The organism is Duganella sp. CF517, assembly GCF_900110275.1.
Taxonomy (GTDB): domain Bacteria; phylum Pseudomonadota; class Gammaproteobacteria; order Burkholderiales; family Burkholderiaceae_D; genus Rugamonas.
Window position 1 is genome coordinate 69017 of the sequence record NZ_FODC01000001.1, and the last position, 20693, is coordinate 89709.

Here is a 20693-nt window from a genome sequence, read left to right on the forward strand (position 1 = left end):
GGCGGCACGGGTGGCCCGTCTAACAGGGTATGAGCGGCGCACGGTGCGCCACTCCTCCTTCGAAAGGCATCATCATGACGCAAACCGCCCGCATTTCCTCGTTCTACTCGGTCGCTCCGGCCAATCTGCAAGCCATGATCGCGCTGTCGGCGTCGGTCAAGAAAAGCTCGCTGGGCATCCGCCTGGTCGAACTGGTCAACCTGCGCGTGTCGCAGCTCAACGGCTGCGGCGTGTGCGTCGACATGCACTGGCGCGACTTGATCAAGCAAGGCGCCGATCCGCGCCACCTGAACGCCATCGCCGGCTGGCGCGAGGCGCCGTCCACCTTCTTCAGCGACAGCGAACGCGCCGCCCTCAACTGGGCCGAAGCCGTCAACGCGCTGCCGCACAAGCAGCCGACCGACGCCGATTTCGGCCAGCTCAAAGAACATTTCAACGAGACCGCGATCGCGGAACTGAGCTACGCGATCGCGGTCATTCGCGGTTGGAACGTCATCAACGCCAGCTTGCACAATCAAATCCCGGAGGTGCCGGCGCCGGGATTCTAATTCGCCCCGCCGCTCGGTTAAGGCGCGGTGCCGTACTCGTCCGCGCCCAGGTCGATCACGCCTTCAACCCGCGCCTGGCCGTTGATATCCTTGACGCCGTTGACCGGAATCGCGCCGGACGGGAAGTACGTCGCCCACAGCGGCGAAGTCCAGGTGGTCAGCGCGGCGCCGGGATTGCCGACGTTGATGGCCGGCGAGGCCTGCTGAAGATTCAGATTGCCGGTCTGCGGCGCCACATAACGCGGATCGGACTTGACTTGCGTGCCCGGCAGGTTGGTCGAACCCGACGCGCTGCCCCACCACAGGTTGACGCCCCACACGTTGCCGCTGTGACCGCTACCCTCGACCACATAGTTTTCCGCGATCGTGCCTTCGCCGGAGAAGATGTTGTTGCTGAAGCGCGAGTCGAGCACCTTGTACTGGAACACCACCTCGGTCCCCCAGCCCATGTTCTTATAGAACGAATTGTTGTTCACATGGATGCGGCGCGCCTGGCCCGCGCCCGACGAATAGCCGCCCACCGACAAGCCGGCCTCGCGGTTGTTGTAGACGAAATTATTCGTCATCACGATGTCTTCGGTGGCCTTGCCGCTGTGTTCACTGGCGAATTCAAAGCCGATGTCATTGCCGCTTGAGATGTTGCGGTCGAAAATGATGTTGCGTCCGCCATCCACGTAGAAGCCGCCGGCCGAGCCTTCCCCGCCATACCAGGGATTGGTTGAGCTCGAATTATTCCGCGCGACGTTGTTGCGCACCATGCCGTTGCGGACCCGGTCGTTCTCGCCGCAACCCGAGCACTCGCCCTCGTAGCCGATGAAATCGAAGCCGATATTGTTATTGTCGTGCACGTTGTTGTTCAGCACCTCGAAGCGGTCCACATTGCCGTTGATGACCAGCGCCTCGCTGGCCTGCAGCACGTTCTTGTAGACCTCGTTGCCCTGCACCAGCAGGTCGGTGACCCCGGTCGCGTTCGTGCCGAATACCGCCAAACCGTGGGCGCCGACCGCGCACGGGTCCTTGCAAGTGCTGGTATTGCGGATGTCGTGGATCTTGTTATTGACGATTTGCAGCTTCGCCCCGTTGCCCTCGATCAGGATGCCGACCGGCGTATTGCCGCCGCTCGACGTCAAGCCCGCCACCTCGAACCCTTCCACCCGCACATAGTTCGAATTCTTGATCGTGATCAGCCCCTGGCGCCCGGACGGGCTCAAGCCGCTGCCGCTGATAATGGCGCCGGGATCGCCTTTCAACGTAATGAAGGCGCCGGCCGTGCCGGATTTTGCCGAAATCGACACTTTTTGTGCGTAAGTGCCAGCCAGCACGCGGATGGTATCGCCGGCGCCGGCCTGGTCCACGGCGGCCTGGATCGACTGGCCGGGGTTGACGGTGACGCTGGCCGCGAGCGCGGCGCCGGCGCAGCTGGACAACAGAAGGCCGGCAACGACACGGCTCACGGTGGTTTTGACACTGTTCATAGGCGATTTCTCCAGTTGGGTTAGCGACCTAGCCATCTGATCCGGGTCGTGAAAAGCATAGTAGTAAGCAAACAAAGAAAACACAAGAAACTTTCGAAGTATTTCTTTTTGACGCAAAAGCCACTATCCGCAACTTTTCAATCGCTAGATACAACACCTATCGAAAGACTTCGAAAGTTACTTGCATTTCCGATTTCGTTTTATTACTATCCATCTCAGACAACAGAAAAACAGGAGAATGGCATGGATGGAGCAATTGGCAAGGGACTTCGGCGCACCTTGATGGCGGTGGCGGTGGAGATGGCCTTGTGCGGCATGGCGCACGCGCAGGTTCAACCGCAAGCGGCACCGGCCGCGCCGGTCCAAGATCAAGCCGGCGCGGCGCAGGAAGCGGCGCCGGTCGTCGTCGTCACCGGCGCGCGCGCCGCGCTGGCCCGCTCGCTGGAACTGAAACGCAACGCCGACGTGATCCAGGATTCGATCTCGGCGACGGAACTGGGCCGCTTCCCGGACGATAACGTGGCCGATTCGCTGACCCACATCTCCGGCATCTCGGTCTCCCGCACCCGCGGCGGCGAAGGCCAGTACATCAATGTGCGCGGCCTGGGCTCGGGCTACAACATCGTCACGCTGAACAAGCGCATCCTCGCCACCGACGGCGACGGCCGCGACTTCGCCTTCGACGTGCTGCCGTCGGAGGTGATCAGCGGCGCCGACGTGATGAAATCGGCGGAGGCGGCGCAGATGGAGGGCAGCATCGGCGGCTCGGTCAACCTGCGCTCGGCGCGGCCGATGGACAATCCCGGCTACCACGCGTCGGCGCGCTTCGAAGGCGACCGCAACGACCTGTCGCGCAAGAACGGCGGCAAGCTCTCCGGCGTCGTCAGCAACACTTTCAACAACAACACCATGGGCGTGATCGTCGGCGCCGTGCTCTCCAAGCGCAACGTGCGCACCGATTCGCTCGGCTACCAAACCTTCAACGCCGATTCGCCGGGCAGCTTCGACGCCAACGGCGACGGCGCCATCGGCAACGGCGAAAGCGGCCTGCTGGCGCCCTGCTGCATCTCGTTCGGCTCCATCTTCGAGGAAAAGAAACGCACCGCGCTGTCCGGCGCGTTCGAATGGAAGGTCACGCCGCAGTTCCGCATGACGGTCGACGCGCTGGCCACCCGGCTCGACTCGCCGCAGGTCGGCTACCAGCAGTCGTACTACGTCGAGCACGCGCCGGGCCGCTGGTCCGACGTGGTCATCAAGGACCGCCTGATCACCAGCATGACGGTGAGCGACCTGGTGCCCGAAATGAGCAACGTCACCACCGACCGCGTGGTCGACACCCGCCAACTGGGCTGGCACGGCGACTGGAAGCCCACTCCCGCGCTCAAGCTGTCCGGAGACTTGTACCGGTCGACGTCCGAGCGCGATTCGGGCGGCAAGGATAGCTTCGTCGTCGCCGGCATCGGCGGTCGCAACACCGGCTACTACCGCGCCAACAACGGCCGCCTGCCCGACATCCGCGTCACGCTCGAGGACGGCCGCGACCTGGCCACCGAACTGGCCGCCGGCCGCCTGGGCAACAAGGACTACGGCGTCCACTTCGCCGGCCTGACCGGCACCGACATCAAGGACACCGTCGACGGCGCCACGCTCGACGGCCGCCTGTCGCTGGACGGCCGCTGGCACGTCGACGGCCTGCAGTTCGGCGTCAGCGCCACCAACCGCAAGAAGGACCGCAACGCCATCGGCAACGAGAAAAGCGGCGGCGCCTGCCAGTACTGCAATATGTACACGACCACCTTCTCGTCGCTGGGCGCCAACGTCGTCAGCCCGATGACCCTGCCGAACTATATGCGCAACGCCGGCGGCGGCTTCCCCGGCAGCTTCATCCGCTTCGACGTGCCGGCCTACTTCGCCGCGCTCAAGAGCCTGGACGGCAAGCCGGTCCTCGACGACAGCGGCAACCCGACCGGCGAGACCTTCGACGTCAGCAAGTCGCAACCGGTGTTCGTGCCGACCGATTCGTACTCGGTGCGCGAGAAGACCGCCACCCTGCACGGCCAGCTGGAACTGTCGGGCGAGAACTGGAACGGCAACATCGGCGCGCGCCTGGTGCGCACCAGAACCAGCTCGCGCAGCGCGATCGACCAGATCGTCGCCATCGACGACGCCACGCCGGACATCCCGACCAGCAGCCCGATCGTCACCTACAGCCCGGCCGTGCCGGTGTCGCAGGACGGCAGCTACACCAAGCTGCTGCCATCGGCCAACCTGAGCTGGTGGGCGCGCGACGATTTCGTGGTGCGCGGCGCGCTGGCCAAGGTCATGGCCCGCCCCTCGCTCGACAAGCTGGCGCCGACCCGCACCGACAACACGCTCGACCGCAGCTACATCCTCAACATCGTCGGCGATCCGAACCTGCAACCGACGACGGCGGTGCAGCAGGACCTGTCGGTCGAATGGTACTACCGCCCGAAATCGGCGATCACGGCGGCCGTCTTCGCCAAGCAGATCAAGAATTTCGTCACCTACCAGACCGACGAAAAGGTCGACATCGGCGTGCCGGGCTACCTGTACACGGTCACCCATCCGGTCAACGGCGACAAGGCGCGCGTGCGCGGCATGGAGATCGGCGTCCAGCACCTGTTCGACAGCGGCTTCGGCATCAACGCCAAATTCGCCAAGACCTGGACCAAGGCCTACCAGGGCGGCCAGTACGTCGGCCAGCTCGAAGGCGTGGCGCCGACCGCCTCGTCGATCGGCTTCCTGTATGAGAAAAACGGCGTCAACGCCTCGATCTCGTTCGACTACACCGGCGAGTACACGCAAAGCACCAACGTGATCGCCGGCTTCCCGAACAAGGTCGATTCGCTGACCTGGATCACCGCCTCGGCGTCGTGGGACGTCACGCCCAAGATCACGCTGTTCGTCGAAGGCAAAAACCTCGGCGACGCCGTCATGCGCTCCAACCTGGGCCGCGCCGACGCGCAGTACGGCTTCGAAACCTGGGGCCGCACCTACGCCGCCGGCATGAGCGTGAAATTCTAAGGGCTCCGATGACTTCCACGCTCACGATGACGAACAAAACCGGCCCCCGCCCCACCGGCTGGCTCGGCTACGCGCTGACCACCACCTTGCTGTGGGGCGTGTGGGGCGCCTTCGCCGGCCTGCCAGGCCAGAACGGCTTTCCCGAAACCCTGATCTACGTGGTGTGGGCGCTGACGATGGTGCCGCCGGCGCTGCTGGTGCTGGCCCGCAACGGTTGGCGCGTGCGGCGCGACGGCCGCGCCGTCGCCTTCGGGCTGACCATCGGCCTGCTCGGCGCCGGCGGCCAGATGATCCTGTTCTACGCCGTCAAGGCCGGGCCGACCTACCTGATCTTTCCGCTGATCTCGCTGTCGCCGGTGATCACCATCGCGCTGTCCTACCTGTTCCTGCGCGAGCGCACCGGCATGCTCGGCGTGGCCGGCATCGTCTTGGCGGTGTGCGCGCTGCCGCTGTTCGACTTCACGCCCGGCGGCGCGCCACGGCAATACGGGTTGTGGTTCGTGCTGGCGATCGGCGTGCTGCTGGCGTGGGGCCTGCAAGCGTACTTCATGAAACTGGCCAACGCCAGCATGGACGCGGAGAGCATCTTCTTCTACATGACCGCCAGCGCGCTGCTGTTCATCCCGGTGGCGCTGGCCATGACCGACTTCTCGCAGCCGATCAACTACGGCCCGAGCGGACCGCTGCTGGCCGCCGTCACGCAGATCCTCAACGCGGTCGGCGCCCTCACCCTGGTGCACGCCTTCCGGCACGGCAAGGCGCTGGTGGTCTCGCCCATGGTCAACGCCGGCGCGCCGCTGCTGACCACCGTCATCGCCATGACCCTGGCGGCCACGCTGCCGAACGGCTACAAGCTGGCCGGCATCGGCCTGTCGCTGGCCGCCGCGCTGTGCCTGGCGCTGCAGCCGGACGACACCCCGCCCGCCTGAACCATCCGACTTCAAGGAACCTGACATGCAATATCTTCTCAATCTGGTGCGGCGCCACAAGGCCGGCGAAGCGGCCGGCATCTACTCGGTGTGCTCGGCCCACCCGCTGGTGATCGAAGCGGCCATGGAAGTGGCGGCCGCCGCCGGCGAGCCGGTGCTGATCGAGGCCACCTCGAACCAGGTCAACCAGGATGGCGGCTACACCGGCATGACGCCGGCCGCCTTCCGCGACTTCGTGCACGGCATCGCCGACAAGGTCGGCCTGGCGCGCGAGCGCGTGCTGCTCGGCGGCGACCACCTGGGCCCCAACGCCTGGCAGGACCAGCCGGCCGACGACGCCATGGCCAAGGCCGAACTGCTGATCGGACAATACGTGCTGGCCGGCTTCCGCAAAATCCACCTGGACTGCTCGATGTCCTGCGCCGGCGATCCGGTGCCGCTGCCGGACGCCATCGTCGCCCGCCGCGCGGCGCGGCTGTGCGCGGTCGCCGAAGCCGCCTGGAAGCAGTCCGGCGGTGAAGCCCCGGTCTACATCGTCGGCACCGAAGTGCCGGTGCCGGGCGGCGCCCACGAAGACCTCGCCGAGCTGGCCGTCACCACGCCGCAGGCCGCCGCCGCCACCAGCGCCGTGCACCGCGCCGCCTTCGCCGCGGCCGGCCTGCAGGCCGCGTGGCCGCGCGTGGTCGGCCTGGTGGTGCAGCCCGGCGTCGAATTCGACCACCATAAGGTGATCGACTACCGGCCGGAAAAGGCGCGCGAGTTGAGCCGCTTCATCGAGGGCGAAGCGACCTTGGTCTACGAGGCCCATTCCACCGATTACCAGATCCGCGACAGCCTGGCGGCGCTGGTGCGCGACCACTTCGCCATCCTCAAGGTCGGCCCCGGCCTGACCTTCGCGCTGCGCGAGACCTTGTGGGCGCTGGCCGACATCGAGGAGGAAATGCTCGACGGGCGTCCCGGCTCGAACTTCAAGAACGTGGTGCTGGAGACCATGCGCGCCGAACCCGGCTACTGGCTCAAATACTACGGCGATCCGGTGCGGGTGCGCTTCGACCAGCAATACAGCCTGAGCGACCGGATTCGGTATTACTGGCCGCATCCGGCGATCCAGCAGGCGCAGACGGCGATGATCGATTACCTGGAACGCCACGCGCCGCCGCTGACCCTGCTCAGCCAGTACCTGCCGGCCCAGTACGAGGCGGTGCGCGCAGGCCGCCTGCGCAACCGGCCGGCCGACCTGCTCAAGGAAGGCGTGGCCAAAGTGCTGCGCCAATATATGGACGCCTGCACGGCAGGCGCCGCAACAAAGGAGTTGGAAACATGTTAGTAGTGGATAGCAAAACAAGCATTCTCGGCATCGGCGAAGACACGCTGGACGCGGCCGGCGCGGGGCTGACAGCGCGCGAAGTCGCACAACAAGGTGTCGTCTGGCCGGAGATCGCCGAACTGCTGGACAGCCGGCGCGCCGACGTCGACGCCTTCCTCGCCCCGCTGCTGGCGCGGCCGGACCTGCGCATCGTACTGACGGGCGCCGGCACCTCGGCTTTCATCGGCGAATGCCTGGTCCCCGCGCTGCTGCGCCAGGGGCTGCGCGCGGAGGCCGTGCCGACCACCGACCTGGTCTCCGGCCCGCTCTCGTTCCTGCAACCGGCCGTGCCGACCCTGCTGGTCTCGTTCGGCCGCTCCGGCAGCAGCCCGGAAAGCGTGGCGGCGGTGGCGCTGGCGGACCAATTGGTCGACAACGTGCACCACCTGGTCATCACCTGCAACGCCGACGGCGAGCTGTATCGCATGGCCGAGGGCCGCTCGAACGCGCTGGCGATCCTGCTGCCGGAGGCCACGCACGACCGTGGCTTCGCCATGACCACCAGCTTCACCTCGATGCTGCTGTCGGCCGCGCTGGCATTCGACGCCGTCGCCGACGACGCCGTGCAAGCGCCATCGGCCGCCGCGCGGCAACTGCTGGAAAGCGCCCTGCCGCTGCTGAAAGAGCTGGTGGCGCAGCGTTTCAAGCGCGTCGTCTACCTCGGCAGCAACGAGCTGCGCGGCTTGGCGCGCGAAGCCGCGCTGAAGCTGCTGGAACTGACCGACGGCCAGGTGGTGGCGCTGTTCGATTCGCCGCTGGGCTTTCGCCACGGGCCGAAGACCATCGTCAACGACCGCACCCTGGTGGTGGTCATGCTGTCGAACGACGCGCACGCGCGCCGCTATGATCTGGACCTGCTGCGCGAGCTGCGCAACGACGGCCGCGCCGGCCGCGTCCTGGCGCTGAGCGGCATCGCCGAACCGGCGCTGGGTGGTGATTGCATGTTGCTGCAAGGCGTGGACGATGCCAACGATCTGGCGCTGGCGCTGCCGTATATCGTATTCTGCCAAAGCTACGCGCTGCTGCAATCGCTCGACCTTGGCCTGCGCCCGGATACGCCCAGCGTCTCCGGCACGGTCAACCGGGTGGTGCGCGGCGTGACGATCTATCCATGTGAAGGGAAAAGCGATGTTTCTGGGCGTTGACGGCGGCGGCACCAAGACCGCGTTCGCACTGGTGGACGCGGACGGCAACGTGCGCGCCCGCCACGGGGAAGGCAGCGCCTACTATCTGGAAGTGGGCATGGACGGCGCCGCGGCGATGCTGGAGCGCGGCTGCCGGACGCTGTTCGCCGCCGCCGGCATCGGGCCCGGCGACATCGCGCAGGCGTTCTTCGGCTTGCCGGCCTATGGCGAGGACCGCGCCGTCATGCCCGCGCTTGAGGCGCTGCCGCGCGCCATCCTCGGCCACGACCGCTACCGCTGCGGCAATGACATGGTGTGCAGCTGGGCCGGCTCGCTGGCCTGCGCCGACGGCATCAGCATCATCGCCGGCACCGGTTCGATGGCCTACGGCGAGTACGGCGGCAAGAAGGCGCGCGCCGGCGGCTGGGGTGAATTGTTCAGCGACGAGGGTTCGGCCCACTGGATCGCCCGCGCCGGGCTGGCCCTGTTCTCGCGCATGAGCGACGGCCGCGCGCCGCGTGGCGAGCTCTATGAATTGGTGCGCCAGCGCCTGTCGCTGGAGGAAGACCTGGACCTGTGCGGCGTGGTCTATGGCGATCTGAAACGCGAACGCAGCGGGATCGCGGGTTTGTCGCGGCTGGTGAGCGAAGCCGCCGCGCTGGGTGATCGCCAGGCCATGGATATCATCGACGCCGCCGCCGGCGAATTGGCCGGGCTGGTCGACGCCGTGCGCGCCAGGCTGTGCGTGGCCGACGATGTCGAGGTCGCGGTGTCGTTCACCGGCGGGCTGGTTGGCGCCGATGGACCGTTGCGGGTGCCGCTGACGACGGCGCTGGCGGGCCGCGCCCGGCCGTTCCAGGTATCCGCGCCGCTGTTCGCGCCAGTACTTGGCGCCGCGCTGTACGCCGCCCGCAACGCCGGCACGCCGCTCGACGCCGCCGCGCTGCAGCGCCTGTCCGGGCACACCTGAACCCCCAATACAAAAGGAAGTCCGATGCGCTCCACCCTCATCCGCTCCATCCTGGCCGCGTTCTCCGCGTTCTCCGCGCTCTCCGCATTCTCCGCGCTGTCCGCGCAAGCGGCCACCGACAGCTACACGATGGCCGACTTCGACAAGGTGCCGAAGATCGACGCCCACCTGCACTTGCACGGCGATAGCCAGTCCGCCTACCTCGCGCAGGCGCGCAAGGACAACTTCCGCGCGCTGACCATCAATGTCGACTACGCCGACTTCCCGCCGCCGGCGCGGCAACGCGAGGTCGCCAGCAAGCTGGCGCACGCCCACCCACGCGACGTCGCCTGGGCCGCGACGTTCTCGACCAAGGGTTTCGAGCGGCCCGGCTGGACCGACGCCACCCTCGAAGACCTCGACGCCGCGCTGGCCGACGGCGCCGTCGGCGTCAAGGTCTGGAAAAACATCGGCATGGACCTGCGCGACGCCGGCGGCAAACTGGTGATGGTCGACGACGCCCGCTTCGACCGCCTGTTCGACGGCCTGGCGAAACGCGGCGCCATGGTGCTGGGCCACCAGGGCGAGCCGCACAACTGCTGGCTGCCGCTGGAGAAAATGACGGTCAACAGCGACCGCGAATATTTCAAAGCCCACCCGGCGTACCACATGTACCGGCATCCGGAAATGCCGAGCTACGAGCAACAGATGGCGGCGCGCGACCGGCTGCTGGCCAGGCATCCGACGCTGCGCTTCACCGGCGTTCACCTGGCCTCGCTCGAATGGGACATCGACCTTTTGGCGCGTTTTCTGGACGCCCACCCCGCCGTCAATGTCGATGTCGCCGCGCGCATCGGCCAATTGCAGTACCAGTCGCAGCGCGACCGCGGGCGCGTGCGGGCGTTCTTCATCAACTATCAGGACCGGCTGATGTACGGCTCCGACCTGGCGCAATCGTCCGCCCAGCCCGATGCCGACTTCGCCAAGGACCTGGACACCGTCTGGCGCCGCGACTGGCGCTACTTCGCCACCGGCGACAGCCTGGCGGTGCCGGAACTGGACGCGCCGGTACGCGGCCTGGAGCTGCCGCGCGCGGTGATCGACAAGCTATTCCGCAAAAACGCCGAAAAAACCTTCCCCGACGCCTGGCGAAACACGCCGGCGAAGGCCGCCAGGGGCTGAACGGGGGATAACGCCGAACTTTCGATTCTTTTCGCGCCGGGCGTCCTGTATTATCGGGATCACTCTTTATTTGCGCAAAATTGGAAAGATCGGCAATGAAAAAAACCCAGAAGACAGAAACGAAAGCGATAGCGAAGGAAGCCCCGGCCGACAACAACCTGCTGGTGGAAGAACGGCGGCGCCACATCCGCGAGCTGGTCGCCGAGCGCGGCCGGATCACGGTGGCCGAACTGGTGACGATGTTCGACATCTCGCAAGTGACCGTGCGCAGCGACCTGAACGCGCTGGCCGAGATCGGCGCGGTGGTGCGCACGCGCGGCGGCGCGCTGGCCCAGCGGGCCGACGAGGACCTGCCGATCGGCGTCAAGCAAACCTTGCGCCGCGCCGAGAAGATGCGCATCGCCGAGGCCGCCGTGCAACTGATCGGCGAGGGACAAACCATCGTGCTCGATTCGGGCACGACGACGGCGGAAATCGCCAAGCAGATACGCGGCCTGAAGCTGCAGTCGATCAACGTCATCACCAACGCGCTCAACATCGCGGTGCTGCTGGCCGGCGCGCCGCACGTGACGTTGATCATGCTGGGCGGCGTGCTGCGGCCCAGTTCGTATTCCTTGGGCGGGCCGCAGGCCGAGGCGGCGTTGCAGGGTCTGCACGCGGACATCCTGTTCCTCGGCTTCGACGGCCTCGATCCGGAGATCGGCGTGATGACGCCGCATTTGCTGGAAGCGCGCCTGAACTCGCGCATGCTGGAGATCGCGCGCAGCGTGGTCGCGGTGGGCGACTCGTCCAAGCTCGGACGGCGCAGCCTGTCCGTGATCGCAAAGATCGAACAAGTCGACCGCATCATCACCGACGCCGGCGCGGCGCCGGAGACGGTCGAAGCGCTGCGGGCACGCGGCGCGCAAGTCGTGCTGGTGTAGGCGGTCGCTGCGGCCGCCGTGCGCCGGCCATGCAGTCCACCTACAAGACAGACGAGGAGATGTATGAAGCAAGCGCATCAAAAAGCCAGCGGCCAGCACGCCACCACGGACGCCAACAACCGGCACGACCGGCGCCGCCGCACGCTGCTCGGATGGCTGGCCGGAACCGCCGTCGCGGCGCCGGTGGCCTCCACCGCCTGGGCGGCCGACGCCGCCGCGGCGGCCACCCAGGCGGGCGGCAAGCACGTCGCGCGCATCGGCGACGCCGCCATGGCGCTGGAATTCGACGGCCAGTTGCGCTGCCGGGTGCTGCGCCGCGCGCTGACCGCGCAGGCGCCGCGCGCGGCCGCCGTCACGGCCTTCGCGGCGAGCGAAAGGCTGCGCCTGAAAGACGGCCGCTGGATCGAACGCTACGCGCTGACGGCGCAGGCGGCCGACCGCGTCGACGGCCCGCACGGCGCCGGCGTGCGCCACCGCTTCACCGGCATCGCCGCCGAAGGGATCGAGAAGACCGTCAACGTCACCTTTTACGAGCGCCATCCGGGCTTCGCCATCATCCGCGTCGGCTACCGCAACACCGGCGCCGCGCCGCTGGGCGTCACCGCCTGGAGCAACAGCGGCCACACCCTGCAACCGGCCGCCGGCCGCAAGGCGGAATTCTGGACCTATTCCGGCGCCAGCCACCTGGACCGGCGCGACTGGGTCCAGCCGCTCAAGGCCGGCTTCGACCAGCGCAACTTCATGGGCATGAACGCCTCCGACTACGGCAGCGGCACGCCGGCGGCCGATGTCTGGCAGCGCGACTGCGGCCTGGCCGTCGGCCATATCGACACCGTCCCGCGCCTGGTGGCGCTGCCGGTGCGCGCCGTCAAGGGCGGCGCCGCGCTCGCGGTCGAATGCGAACTGGAAGCGACCCTGCAACCGGGCGAGTCGCTCGACACGCTCGACACCTTCCTGGCGCTGCACACGGGCGACTACTTCGGCGCGCTGGACCGCTACCGCCAGGTGATGGCCGAACGGGGGCTGCGCTCGCCCGACTGCCCCGACGAATGCTACGAGCCGATCTGGTGCGCCTGGGGCTACGAGCGCGACTTCACGCTGCCGCTGATGGTCGGCACCTTGAAAAAAGCCAAGGAGCTGGGCCTGGAATGGGCGGTGCTCGACGACGGCTGGCAGACCAACGAGGGCGACTGGAAGATCGACACCAAGAAATTCCCCGGCGGCGAGGCCGACATGCGCAGCCTGGTCGGCTCGATCAAGGACGCCGGCCTGAAGGCGCGCCTGTGGATCACGCCGCTGGCGGTCGATCCCGGCTCGGACCTGCTGCACGCCCACACCGACATGCTATTGCTCGACAAGGACGGCGCGCCGCAATTGGTCAGCTGGTGGAACAGCCTGTACCTGTGCCCGGCCTACCAGCCCACCATCGACATGACGCGCGACCTGGTGCGCAAGATCCTCGGCGAATGGGGCTACCAGGGCCTCAAGCTCGACGGCCAGCACCTGAACGGCGTGGCGCCCTGCCACAACCCGGCCCACAAGCACGCGCGCCCGGAGGAATCGGTCGAAAAGCTGCAGGATTTCTGGAAGATGGTGTACGACACCGCGATGGAGATCAACCCGAAGGCGGTGGTCGAGCTGTGCCCGTGCGGCACCTCGTACTCGTTCCACAACATGCCGTACATGAACCAGGCGCCGGCCGCCGACCCGCTGTCGTCGTGGCAGGTGCGCCACAAGGGCAAGACGCTGAAGGCGCTGATGGGGCCGTCGGCGCCGTACGCGGGCGACCACGTCGAACTGAGCGACGGCGGCGAGGATTTCGCCTCGACCATCGGCATCGGCGCGGTGCTGTCGACCAAGTTCACCTGGCCGGTCGATCCCAAGCCGAAGGACAGCTTCCTGCTGACGCCGCAGCGCGAGGACAAGTGGCGCAAATGGATCGGCGTCTACCGCGACAAGATGCTGCCCAAGGGCGTGTACCGGGGCGAGCTGTACGACATCGGCTTCGACAAGCCGGAGGGCCACGCGGTGGAGAAGGACGGCAAGCTCTATTTCGCCTTCTACGCGCCGCGCTGGGACGGGCCGGTCGAAATCCGCGGCCTCGGCGCCGGGCGCTGGCGCCTGCGCGACTATATCGACGGACGCGACCTCGGCGAGGTGCACGGCGGCGCCACCTCCAGCTTGAAGCTGCGCTTCGAACACGCGCTGCTGCTGGAGGCGGTGCGCGTGTAAGCCGAACGCCACCCGGCCCGTGCGCGCTGTTGCTACAGCGCACAGGAACATTTCTTAAATGCTAAAAAACGGCGTTTATCGCCATCACAAGGAGTAACATACTTTCCATAAACCAATAAATAGAGTCATATCGTGAACCCATCCGATCGCCGTGCACCGCGCTTCAGCTGCGTCACGTTGTTTGTCATGCTGGCGCTGCAGGCTGGCCGCTCCCACGCGGCCGCGGCGGCGCCACCCGAGGAATTGAGCACCCTGCCGCTGGAAAGCCTGATGGAGGTCACGATGGTGACGTCGGCCTCCCGCTTCGCCCAGCGCGTCAGCGAGGCGCCGTCGGCGGTCGCCGTGCTGACGTCGCAGGACGTCCGCGAGCACGGCTGGCGCACCCTGGGCGCCGCGCTGGCCACGCTGCCCGGCCTGTACGTCTCGAGCGACCGCAATTACGATTACCTGGGCGCGCGCGGCTTCCTGCGGCCGGGCGACTACGACAGCCGTTTCCTGCTGCTGATCGACGGCGTGCGCGTCAACGACAGCGTGTACGACCAGGCCTCGATCGGCGAAGACAGCCTGGTCGACATGGACCTGGTCGAGCGCATCGAGTACGTGCCCGGCCCCGGCGCGGCCGTCTACGGCTCGAACGCGCTGTTCGGCGTCATCAACGTCATCACCAAGAGCGGCAGCGCCATGGCCGGCGCCCAGGGCACGCTGGCGGCCGGCGGCAAGGGCGAGCGCCGCGGCCGCGCCAGCTACGGCTACCACAGCCAGGACGGCACCGACGTGCTGTTCTCGGTCAAGGCGGGCACGCGGCGCGGCGGCGCGCTGTACGCGGCCGAATTCGATACGCCGGACCAGAACAACGGCCTGGCCGAGGGCCTCGACTACCAGCGCATGCGCGGCGCCTTCATCAAGGCCGGCCGCGGCGGCTGGGGCTTCAGCGCCGGCCATGTCACGCGCGTCAAGGGCGTGCCGACGGGCTCGTTCGGCGCGGTGTACAACACCCCCAACTACACGCGCGACGCGCAAAGCTTCGCCAGCCTGTCATACAGCGCGGCGGCCACCGACACGGTGGCCGTGTCGACCCGCCTGAACTGGGGCCGCGCCGACTACCTGGGCGTGGGCAGCTATCCGGACGACCAGGGTTTGCCCCGCGTCAATGTCGACGGCGACCACGCCGCCTGGTACAGCCTGGACGCCAGCGCCACCTTGACCGGCATCGCCGGCCACAAGCTGGTGGCGGGACTGGACCTGCAGCGCAACGCGCGGCGCGACCAGTTCAGTTTCGACCTCGATCCGCACCAGTCGCTGCTCGACGACCGCCGCGCCGACCACCGCCTGGGCGCTTACGCCGAGGACGAGATGCGGCTGGCGCCGACGGTGATCGTCAACGCCGGCCTGCGCTTCGACCGCGACAGCATCACCGGCAGCCGCTTCAATCCGCGCACGGCGCTGATCTGGCAGGCCACGCCGGCCGACACGCTCAAGCTGCTCTACGGCACCGCCTACCGCTCGCCCAACGCCTACGAGCTGTACTACGCGGTGGGCGTCAGCGAAGGCGGCCAGGCCGCCAACCCGCGTCTGCGCGCCGAGGAGATCTCCACCCACGAACTGGTGTGGGAGCGCCGCCCGGACGCCTACAGCAAATTGTCGGTGGCGGTGTTCCACTACCGCATCGGCGGCCTGATCACCGAAACGTTGCGCGACGACGGCCTGCTGATGTTCGACAATACCGAACGGGCCTCGGCGAACGGCGTCGAACTGGCGGCCGAACGCCAGTTTGCCGGCGGCACCCGGCTGCGCGCCAACTACGCCTGGCAGCACGTGCGCGACGGCGACGGCGCCAGGCCGGTCAATTCGCCGCGCCACCTGGCCAAGCTCAACGCCACCTGGCCGCTGCCGGGGACGGCGGCGGCGCCAGGCGGGCCGCTGCGGCTCGGCGTCGAGGGACAGTGCGTGTCGCACCGCCTGACCGAGAACGCCGCCACCGCCGGCTATTGCGCCTGGAACCTGACCCTGGTGCCGGCGCGCAAGCGCGCCGGCGGAGTCGATTGGTCGGTCAGCTTCTACAACGCCGCCAATCGCCGCTACGCCGACCCGGCCGGTCCGGCGTTCGTGCAGGAAGCCATTGCGCGCGAGGGGCGCACCTTCACCGCCAAGATCGGTTATGCATTCTGAACCGAACGCCATGAAGCGCCTGCTGCTGTGGTGCGCCGCGCTGTCGCTGCTCGGGCTGGCGCGGGCCGGCTGGGCGCAGTCCGACGACGCCGCGCTCAAGGCGGCCTACGTCTACAACATCGCCCAGTTCACCACCTGGCCCGGGGCCGAGACGGCGCGCCCGCTGACCGTTTGCCTGAGCAGCGCGCACGTCTTGTGGGACAGCCTGCGCAAGCTGCACGGCAGGCCGGTGGGCGAGCGCCGGCTCTCGGTGATCGAGCCGGGGCCGACGACGCAATGCGATGTCGCCGTGCTGCGCGCCGGCGCCACGCGCCCGGCCACCGCCGCCGGCGGCATCCTCGCCATCGTCGACGAGCCGAAAAACGGCTACGCCGGCGCCGTCGCGCTGGTCGAGGAGGACCAGCACCTGCGCTTCGACATCGACACGGTCGAAGCGGCGCGCGCCGGCCTGCGCTTCAGCTCGCGCCTGCTGCGGTTGGCGAGGAACGTCCGATGAAGCGCGCCGTCCGGCACGCAGCGAAGCCAGACGCCAGGCACGCGGCGGCGCCCGGGCGCGCGCTGGCCCCGGCGCCGATCTCCAGCGCGCTCGGCACCGGCCAGATCATTGCCGCCGCCGCCGCGCTGGTCATCGCCGGCGCCGTGCTGATCGCCTACCAGCTACTGGACATGCGCCACTCGCTGATCGACGGCGCCAAGGTACAGGCGGCGATCGTGGCCGACAGCGTGACCGCGCCGCTGATGTTCCGCGACCGCGACGCCGCGCGCGACGCGCTGCACGCGTTCCGCTACGCTCCCGGCCTGCGCGCGGTCGGCGTCTACGACAACGACGGCAATCTGTTCGCCGAATTCTCCTATCCCGACAGCCGCCTGCCGGCGCGCCGGCCGCCCGACGGCGCCACCCCGGAGGGCGTGATCACCGTCACCGACACGGTGCGCCACCGCGACACCACGCTGGGCCACACGGTGCTGCACACCAGCACCGCCAAGCTGCGCGCGGTGCTGCTGCGCTATGTCGGCCTGCTGACGGTCGCCTCGCTGCTGGCGATGCTGGTGGTGGCGGTGCTGGGCCGCAAAACGCGGGCGCGGATGGCCGCCGCCGAGCGCAAGCTCGACTACATGGCCCACACCGACCACGTCACGCGCCTGCCCAACCGCCACGCCACCTACGCCCGCCTGGCGGCCGACCTGGAACGGGCGCGGACGCAGGGGCAGCGCCTGGCGCTGCTGCTGGTGGATCTCGACAACTTCAAGCTGGTCAACGACACCGCCGGCCACGCCGTCGGCGACGAACTGCTGCAGCACGTGGCCGACGCGCTGACCGGCGCGGTGCGCGCGTCCGACCTGGTCGGCCGCATCGGCGGCGACGAGTTCGCGATCATCGCCGGCCCGGTGCCGGACCGCGCCGCCGCCCTGGCGCTGGCCGCCGGCGTGACGCAGGCATTGCAGGCGCCGTTCCGGCTGCGGCAGGGCGAGTTTTTCGCCACCGCCAGCGTGGGCTTTTGCCTGTACCCCGACGACGCCGGCACCATGGGTGAGCTGATGAGCAGCGCCGACACCGCGCTGTACCACGCCAAGCACGCCGGGCGCAACCGGCTCGCCGAATTCGTGCCGGCCATGACCGCCGCCACCCAGCGCCGCGCGGCGCTGGAACGGGAGCTGCGCCGCGCCATCGAACAGGACCGCTTGTCGGTGCACTACCAGCCGCAGTTCAACTGCGCCGATGGCGCGCTGGTCGGGGTCGAGGCGCTGCTGCGCTGGAACCACCCGGAGCACGGCCCGGTGTCGCCGGCCGAATTCATCCCGATCGCCGAGGACAGCGGCTTGATCGTGCACTTGGGCCGCTGGGTGCTGCGCCGCGCCTGCGACCAGGTCGCCGCGTGGCAGCGTGCCGGCGCCCCGACGCTGACGGTGGCGGTCAACATGTCGGCCCGCCAGCTGCGCGAGCCGGGCTTCATCGACGACGTCACGCGCGCGCTGGCCGACAGCGGCCTGGCGCCGGGCCGGCTCGAACTGGAACTGACCGAGAGCGTGCTGATGGAGGACGTCGACGGCGCCATCGCCTTCATGCAGGCGGCGCGCGCGCTCGGGGTGCGGCTGGCGATCGACGATTTCGGCACCGGCTACTCGTCGCTGGCCTACCTGCAATGCTTCCCGATCAACCAGCTCAAGATCGACCGCAGCTTCGTGCAATTGCTGCCCCGGCGCGGTGAAACCATCGTCCACGCGATCCTGGCGCTGGCGCGCGGCTTCGGCTTGGCGGTCGTGGCCGAAGGCGTCGAAGAACAGGCGCAGCTGGACTGGTTGCGCGCGGCCGGCTGCGACATCGCCCAGGGCTTCCTGCTCGGCAAGCCGGTTCCGCCGGACGCATTCGCCGAACGCTATCTGGACCGCCGCACCGGCCTTGCCGGCTTCCACCGGAAGCCGGATAGCTCGTCCGGCGCGGCGCCACCGGGCGCTTAGTCGGTCAACTCGATGTTGGTGCGCAGCCGGATGTCGTTCGAGGCGGCGCCCACCATCAGCTCGAACCGGCCCGGTTCGGCCACCCATTGCAGTTTGCGGTTGAAGTAGGCCAGGCTGTCGCGGTTCAGCGTAAAGCTGACCTGTTGCTGTTTGCCCGGCGCCAGCACCACCTTCTGGAATCCTTTGAGCTCTTGCAGCGGCCGCACGGTCGACGCCACCGGGTCGCGCAGGTAGAGCTGCACGATCTCGGTGCCGGCCACCGCGCCCGTATTGGCCAAGGTGAACGACAGCGTGATCTTGCCATCGGCCTTCATCGTGTCCTGGCTCACCTTCATGTCGCGGTAGGCGAACGTCGTGTAGCCCAGGCCATGGCCGAAGGCGTAGCGCGGCGTGTTCGGCATGTCGATGTAGCCGGATTTATAGAGCACGTCGCGCGGATCGGTCACCGGGCGGCCGGTCTGGTATTGCTGGTAGGTGATCGGGATCTGCCCCTGGTGGCGCGGGAAGGTCATCGGCAATTTGGCCGACGGGTTGACGGCGCCGAACAGCACGTCGGCGATCGCGTTGCCACCTTCGCTGCCCGGCAGCCACGCGTACAGGATGGCCTTGGCCTGCTCGGCGACGTTCTCGAACACCAGCGGACGGCCGGCCAGAATCACCACCACCGGCGTCCTGCCGGCCGCCTTGAGCGCCTCGAACAATTGTCCCTGGCGTCCGGGCAGGCCGATGTCGGCGCGCGACTTGGCTTCGCCGCTCATCTCCCACGACTCGCCGACGGCCAGCACCACGACATCGGCGTCGCGCGCCGCCGCCACGGCGGCCGCGAAGCCGCCGTCGCCGGCGCAGGCGATATCGCAGCCGGCGGCAAAGCTCACGCGCGTGCCCGATCCGGCCTGGGCGCGGATGGCGTCGACCAGGTTGACCACGCGTTCGGCGTGCGACTTGACGATCCAGCCGCCTTCCAGGTCGCGCCGGGCGTCGGCCAGCGGGCCGATGACGGCGATCGATTTGACGCCGCGTTTGATCGGCAGCGCGCCGTCATCGTTTTTGAGCAGCACCATGGACTTGGCGGCGGTCGCGCGCGCGGCCGCACGGTGCGCCGGGTCGTTGACGGCCTGTTTTTCGCGCTGCGCATCGGAGAAGCGGTAAGGGTCGTCGAACAGGCCCAGCTCGAATTTCTTGGTCAGCACGCGCCGCACGGCGTCGTCCACCAGCTTGACGTCGACCTTGCCGGCGCCGACCAGTTGCGCCAGCGAACCGGCGTAGGCGTTGCTCTCCATGTCCATGTCGCTGCCGGCGGTGATGGCCTTGGCCGCCGCGTCCGACAGGTCGGCGGCGTAGCCGTGCGGGACCATCTCGCCGATCGAGTTCCAGTCGCTGACGACGAAGCCCTTGAAGCCCCAGGCGCCCTTGAGGATGTCGCGCTGCAGGAAGGCGCTGCCGGTGGCCGGCACGCCGTTGAGCGTATTGAACGAATTCATGAACGTCGCCGCGCCGGCGTCGAGCGCCGCCTTGAACGGCGGCAGATAGGTCTCGTACAGCAGCTGGTCGCTCATGTCGACGGCGTTGTAATCGCGCCCGGCGGTGGCGGCGCCGTAGGCGGCGAAGTGCTTGGCGGTGGCCATCACCGAGCTGGTGCCGCCCAGTTTGGCGCCCTGGAAGCCGCGCACGCGCGCCTCGGCGATGCGGCTGCCGAGGAAGGCGTCCTCGCCGGCGCCCTCCATCACCCGGCCCCAGCGCGGATCGCGGCCGATGTCGACCATCGGCGCGAAGGTCCAGTGGATGCCGGAGGCCGACGCCTCGCGCGCGGCGATGCGCGCGGCCTGCTCGATGGCCTCCAGGTCCCACGACGCCGCTTCGCCCAGCGGCACCGGGAAGATGGTCTCGTAGCCGTGGATGACGTCCAGCCCGAACAGCAGCGGAATCTTCAGGCGCGACTGCATGGCGATGGCCTGCACCGCGCGCGTGTCGGCCGCGCCCTTGACGTTGAGCATGGAGCCGACCTTGCCGGCGCGCAGGTCGCTCTCGAGGTTGCGGCGCTCGGCCGATTCCGGGCCGGTGATGAATTCCTTGTCCGACAGCTGATGCAATTGGCCGACCTTCTCCTCCAGCGTCATCTGGCGCAGCAGCGCCTCGACCCGCTGCGGGATGGCGGCGCCGTCGGCCGCCGAGGCGCCGTTGGCGATCAATGCGAGCAGCGCCGTTGCGGCCGAGCGTGCGATCAGGTTCCGTGTCATGCGTGTCTCCGTGCTATTTGTTAATTAAAAAAGTTACGCAAATATACACGTAAA

The 20693-nt window shown here is 68.1% G+C and carries 14 protein-coding genes; 12 read left to right on the top strand and 2 right to left on the bottom strand.

Going from position 1 to position 20693, the window contains the following annotated elements; translation table 11 throughout:
- Window positions 1–74 precede the first annotated feature (74 nt).
- Window positions 75–548 (top strand): carboxymuconolactone decarboxylase family protein, encoded by a 474-nt coding sequence (locus tag BMX85_RS00285; RefSeq protein ID WP_090313525.1) that lies wholly within the window; start codon window positions 75–77, stop codon window positions 546–548.
- Between the two features lie 17 nt (window positions 549–565).
- On the opposite strand, the gene BMX85_RS00290 is transcribed toward BMX85_RS00285, so the two are convergent.
- On the bottom strand, window positions 566–2023 hold the full coding sequence (locus BMX85_RS00290; RefSeq protein ID WP_090313527.1) for a right-handed parallel beta-helix repeat-containing protein: 1458 nt from the start codon (window positions 2021–2023) through the stop codon (window positions 566–568).
- A gap of 243 nt (window positions 2024–2266) precedes the next feature.
- On the opposite strand from BMX85_RS00290, the gene BMX85_RS00295 reads away from it, so the two are divergent.
- From BMX85_RS00295 to BMX85_RS00345, 11 genes are all read left to right on the top strand, one after another.
- A complete protein-coding gene (locus BMX85_RS00295; protein ID WP_090313529.1) occupies window positions 2267–5068 on the top strand; it encodes a TonB-dependent receptor in 2802 nt (933 codons plus the stop codon).
- 8 nt (window positions 5069–5076) lie between these two features.
- Complete coding sequence (locus BMX85_RS00300; RefSeq protein WP_229210214.1) at window positions 5077–5997, top strand: EamA family transporter; 921 nt, start codon at window positions 5077–5079, stop codon at window positions 5995–5997.
- Window positions 5998–6022: 25 nt separating this feature from the next.
- The gene (locus BMX85_RS00305; protein ID WP_090313533.1) at window positions 6023–7324 is read left to right on the top strand and encodes a D-tagatose-bisphosphate aldolase, class II, non-catalytic subunit; all 1302 of its coding nucleotides are present in this window, start codon (window positions 6023–6025) and stop codon (window positions 7322–7324) included.
- Window positions 7318–8508 carry an SIS domain-containing protein gene (locus BMX85_RS00310; RefSeq protein ID WP_090313535.1) on the top strand — a complete coding sequence of 397 codons (1191 nt, stop codon included), beginning with the start codon at window positions 7318–7320 and terminating at the stop codon, window positions 8506–8508. The genes BMX85_RS00305 and BMX85_RS00310 overlap by 7 nt, the downstream gene beginning before the upstream one ends.
- Window positions 8492–9457 (top strand): N-acetylglucosamine kinase, encoded by a 966-nt coding sequence (locus BMX85_RS00315; RefSeq protein WP_090313537.1) that lies wholly within the window; start codon window positions 8492–8494, stop codon window positions 9455–9457. The genes BMX85_RS00310 and BMX85_RS00315 overlap by 17 nt, the downstream gene beginning before the upstream one ends.
- Window positions 9458–9481: 24 nt before the next feature.
- Window positions 9482–10618 (top strand): amidohydrolase family protein, encoded by a 1137-nt coding sequence (locus BMX85_RS00320; RefSeq protein ID WP_090313539.1) that lies wholly within the window; start codon window positions 9482–9484, stop codon window positions 10616–10618.
- Between the two features lie 95 nt (window positions 10619–10713).
- Window positions 10714–11541: a DeoR/GlpR family DNA-binding transcription regulator gene (locus tag BMX85_RS00325; protein WP_090313541.1), complete on the top strand. Its 828-nt coding sequence runs from the start codon at window positions 10714–10716 to the stop codon at window positions 11539–11541.
- Window positions 11542–11604: 63 nt separating this feature from the next.
- On the top strand, window positions 11605–13773 hold the full coding sequence (locus BMX85_RS00330; RefSeq protein ID WP_090313543.1) for a glycoside hydrolase family 36 protein: 2169 nt from the start codon (window positions 11605–11607) through the stop codon (window positions 13771–13773).
- 132 nt (window positions 13774–13905) lie between these two features.
- On the top strand, window positions 13906–15942 hold the full coding sequence (locus BMX85_RS00335; protein WP_229210215.1) for a TonB-dependent receptor plug domain-containing protein: 2037 nt from the start codon (window positions 13906–13908) through the stop codon (window positions 15940–15942).
- On the top strand, window positions 15932–16438 hold the full coding sequence (locus tag BMX85_RS00340) for a YfiR family protein (protein WP_090313545.1): 507 nt from the start codon (window positions 15932–15934) through the stop codon (window positions 16436–16438). Before BMX85_RS00335 ends, BMX85_RS00340 begins: the two co-directional genes overlap by 11 nt.
- Window positions 16435–18402 carry a putative bifunctional diguanylate cyclase/phosphodiesterase gene (locus BMX85_RS00345; RefSeq protein ID WP_090313547.1) on the top strand — a complete coding sequence of 656 codons (1968 nt, stop codon included), beginning with the start codon at window positions 16435–16437 and terminating at the stop codon, window positions 18400–18402. Before BMX85_RS00340 ends, BMX85_RS00345 begins: the two co-directional genes overlap by 4 nt.
- On the opposite strand, the gene BMX85_RS00350 is transcribed toward BMX85_RS00345, so the two are convergent.
- Window positions 18399–20639, bottom strand: a complete 2241-nt coding sequence (locus BMX85_RS00350) for a glycoside hydrolase family 3 N-terminal domain-containing protein (RefSeq protein WP_090313549.1) — start codon at window positions 20637–20639, stop codon at window positions 18399–18401. The two genes, BMX85_RS00345 and BMX85_RS00350, sit on opposite strands and share 4 nt — an antisense overlap.
- Window positions 20640–20693: the final 54 nt, after the last annotated feature.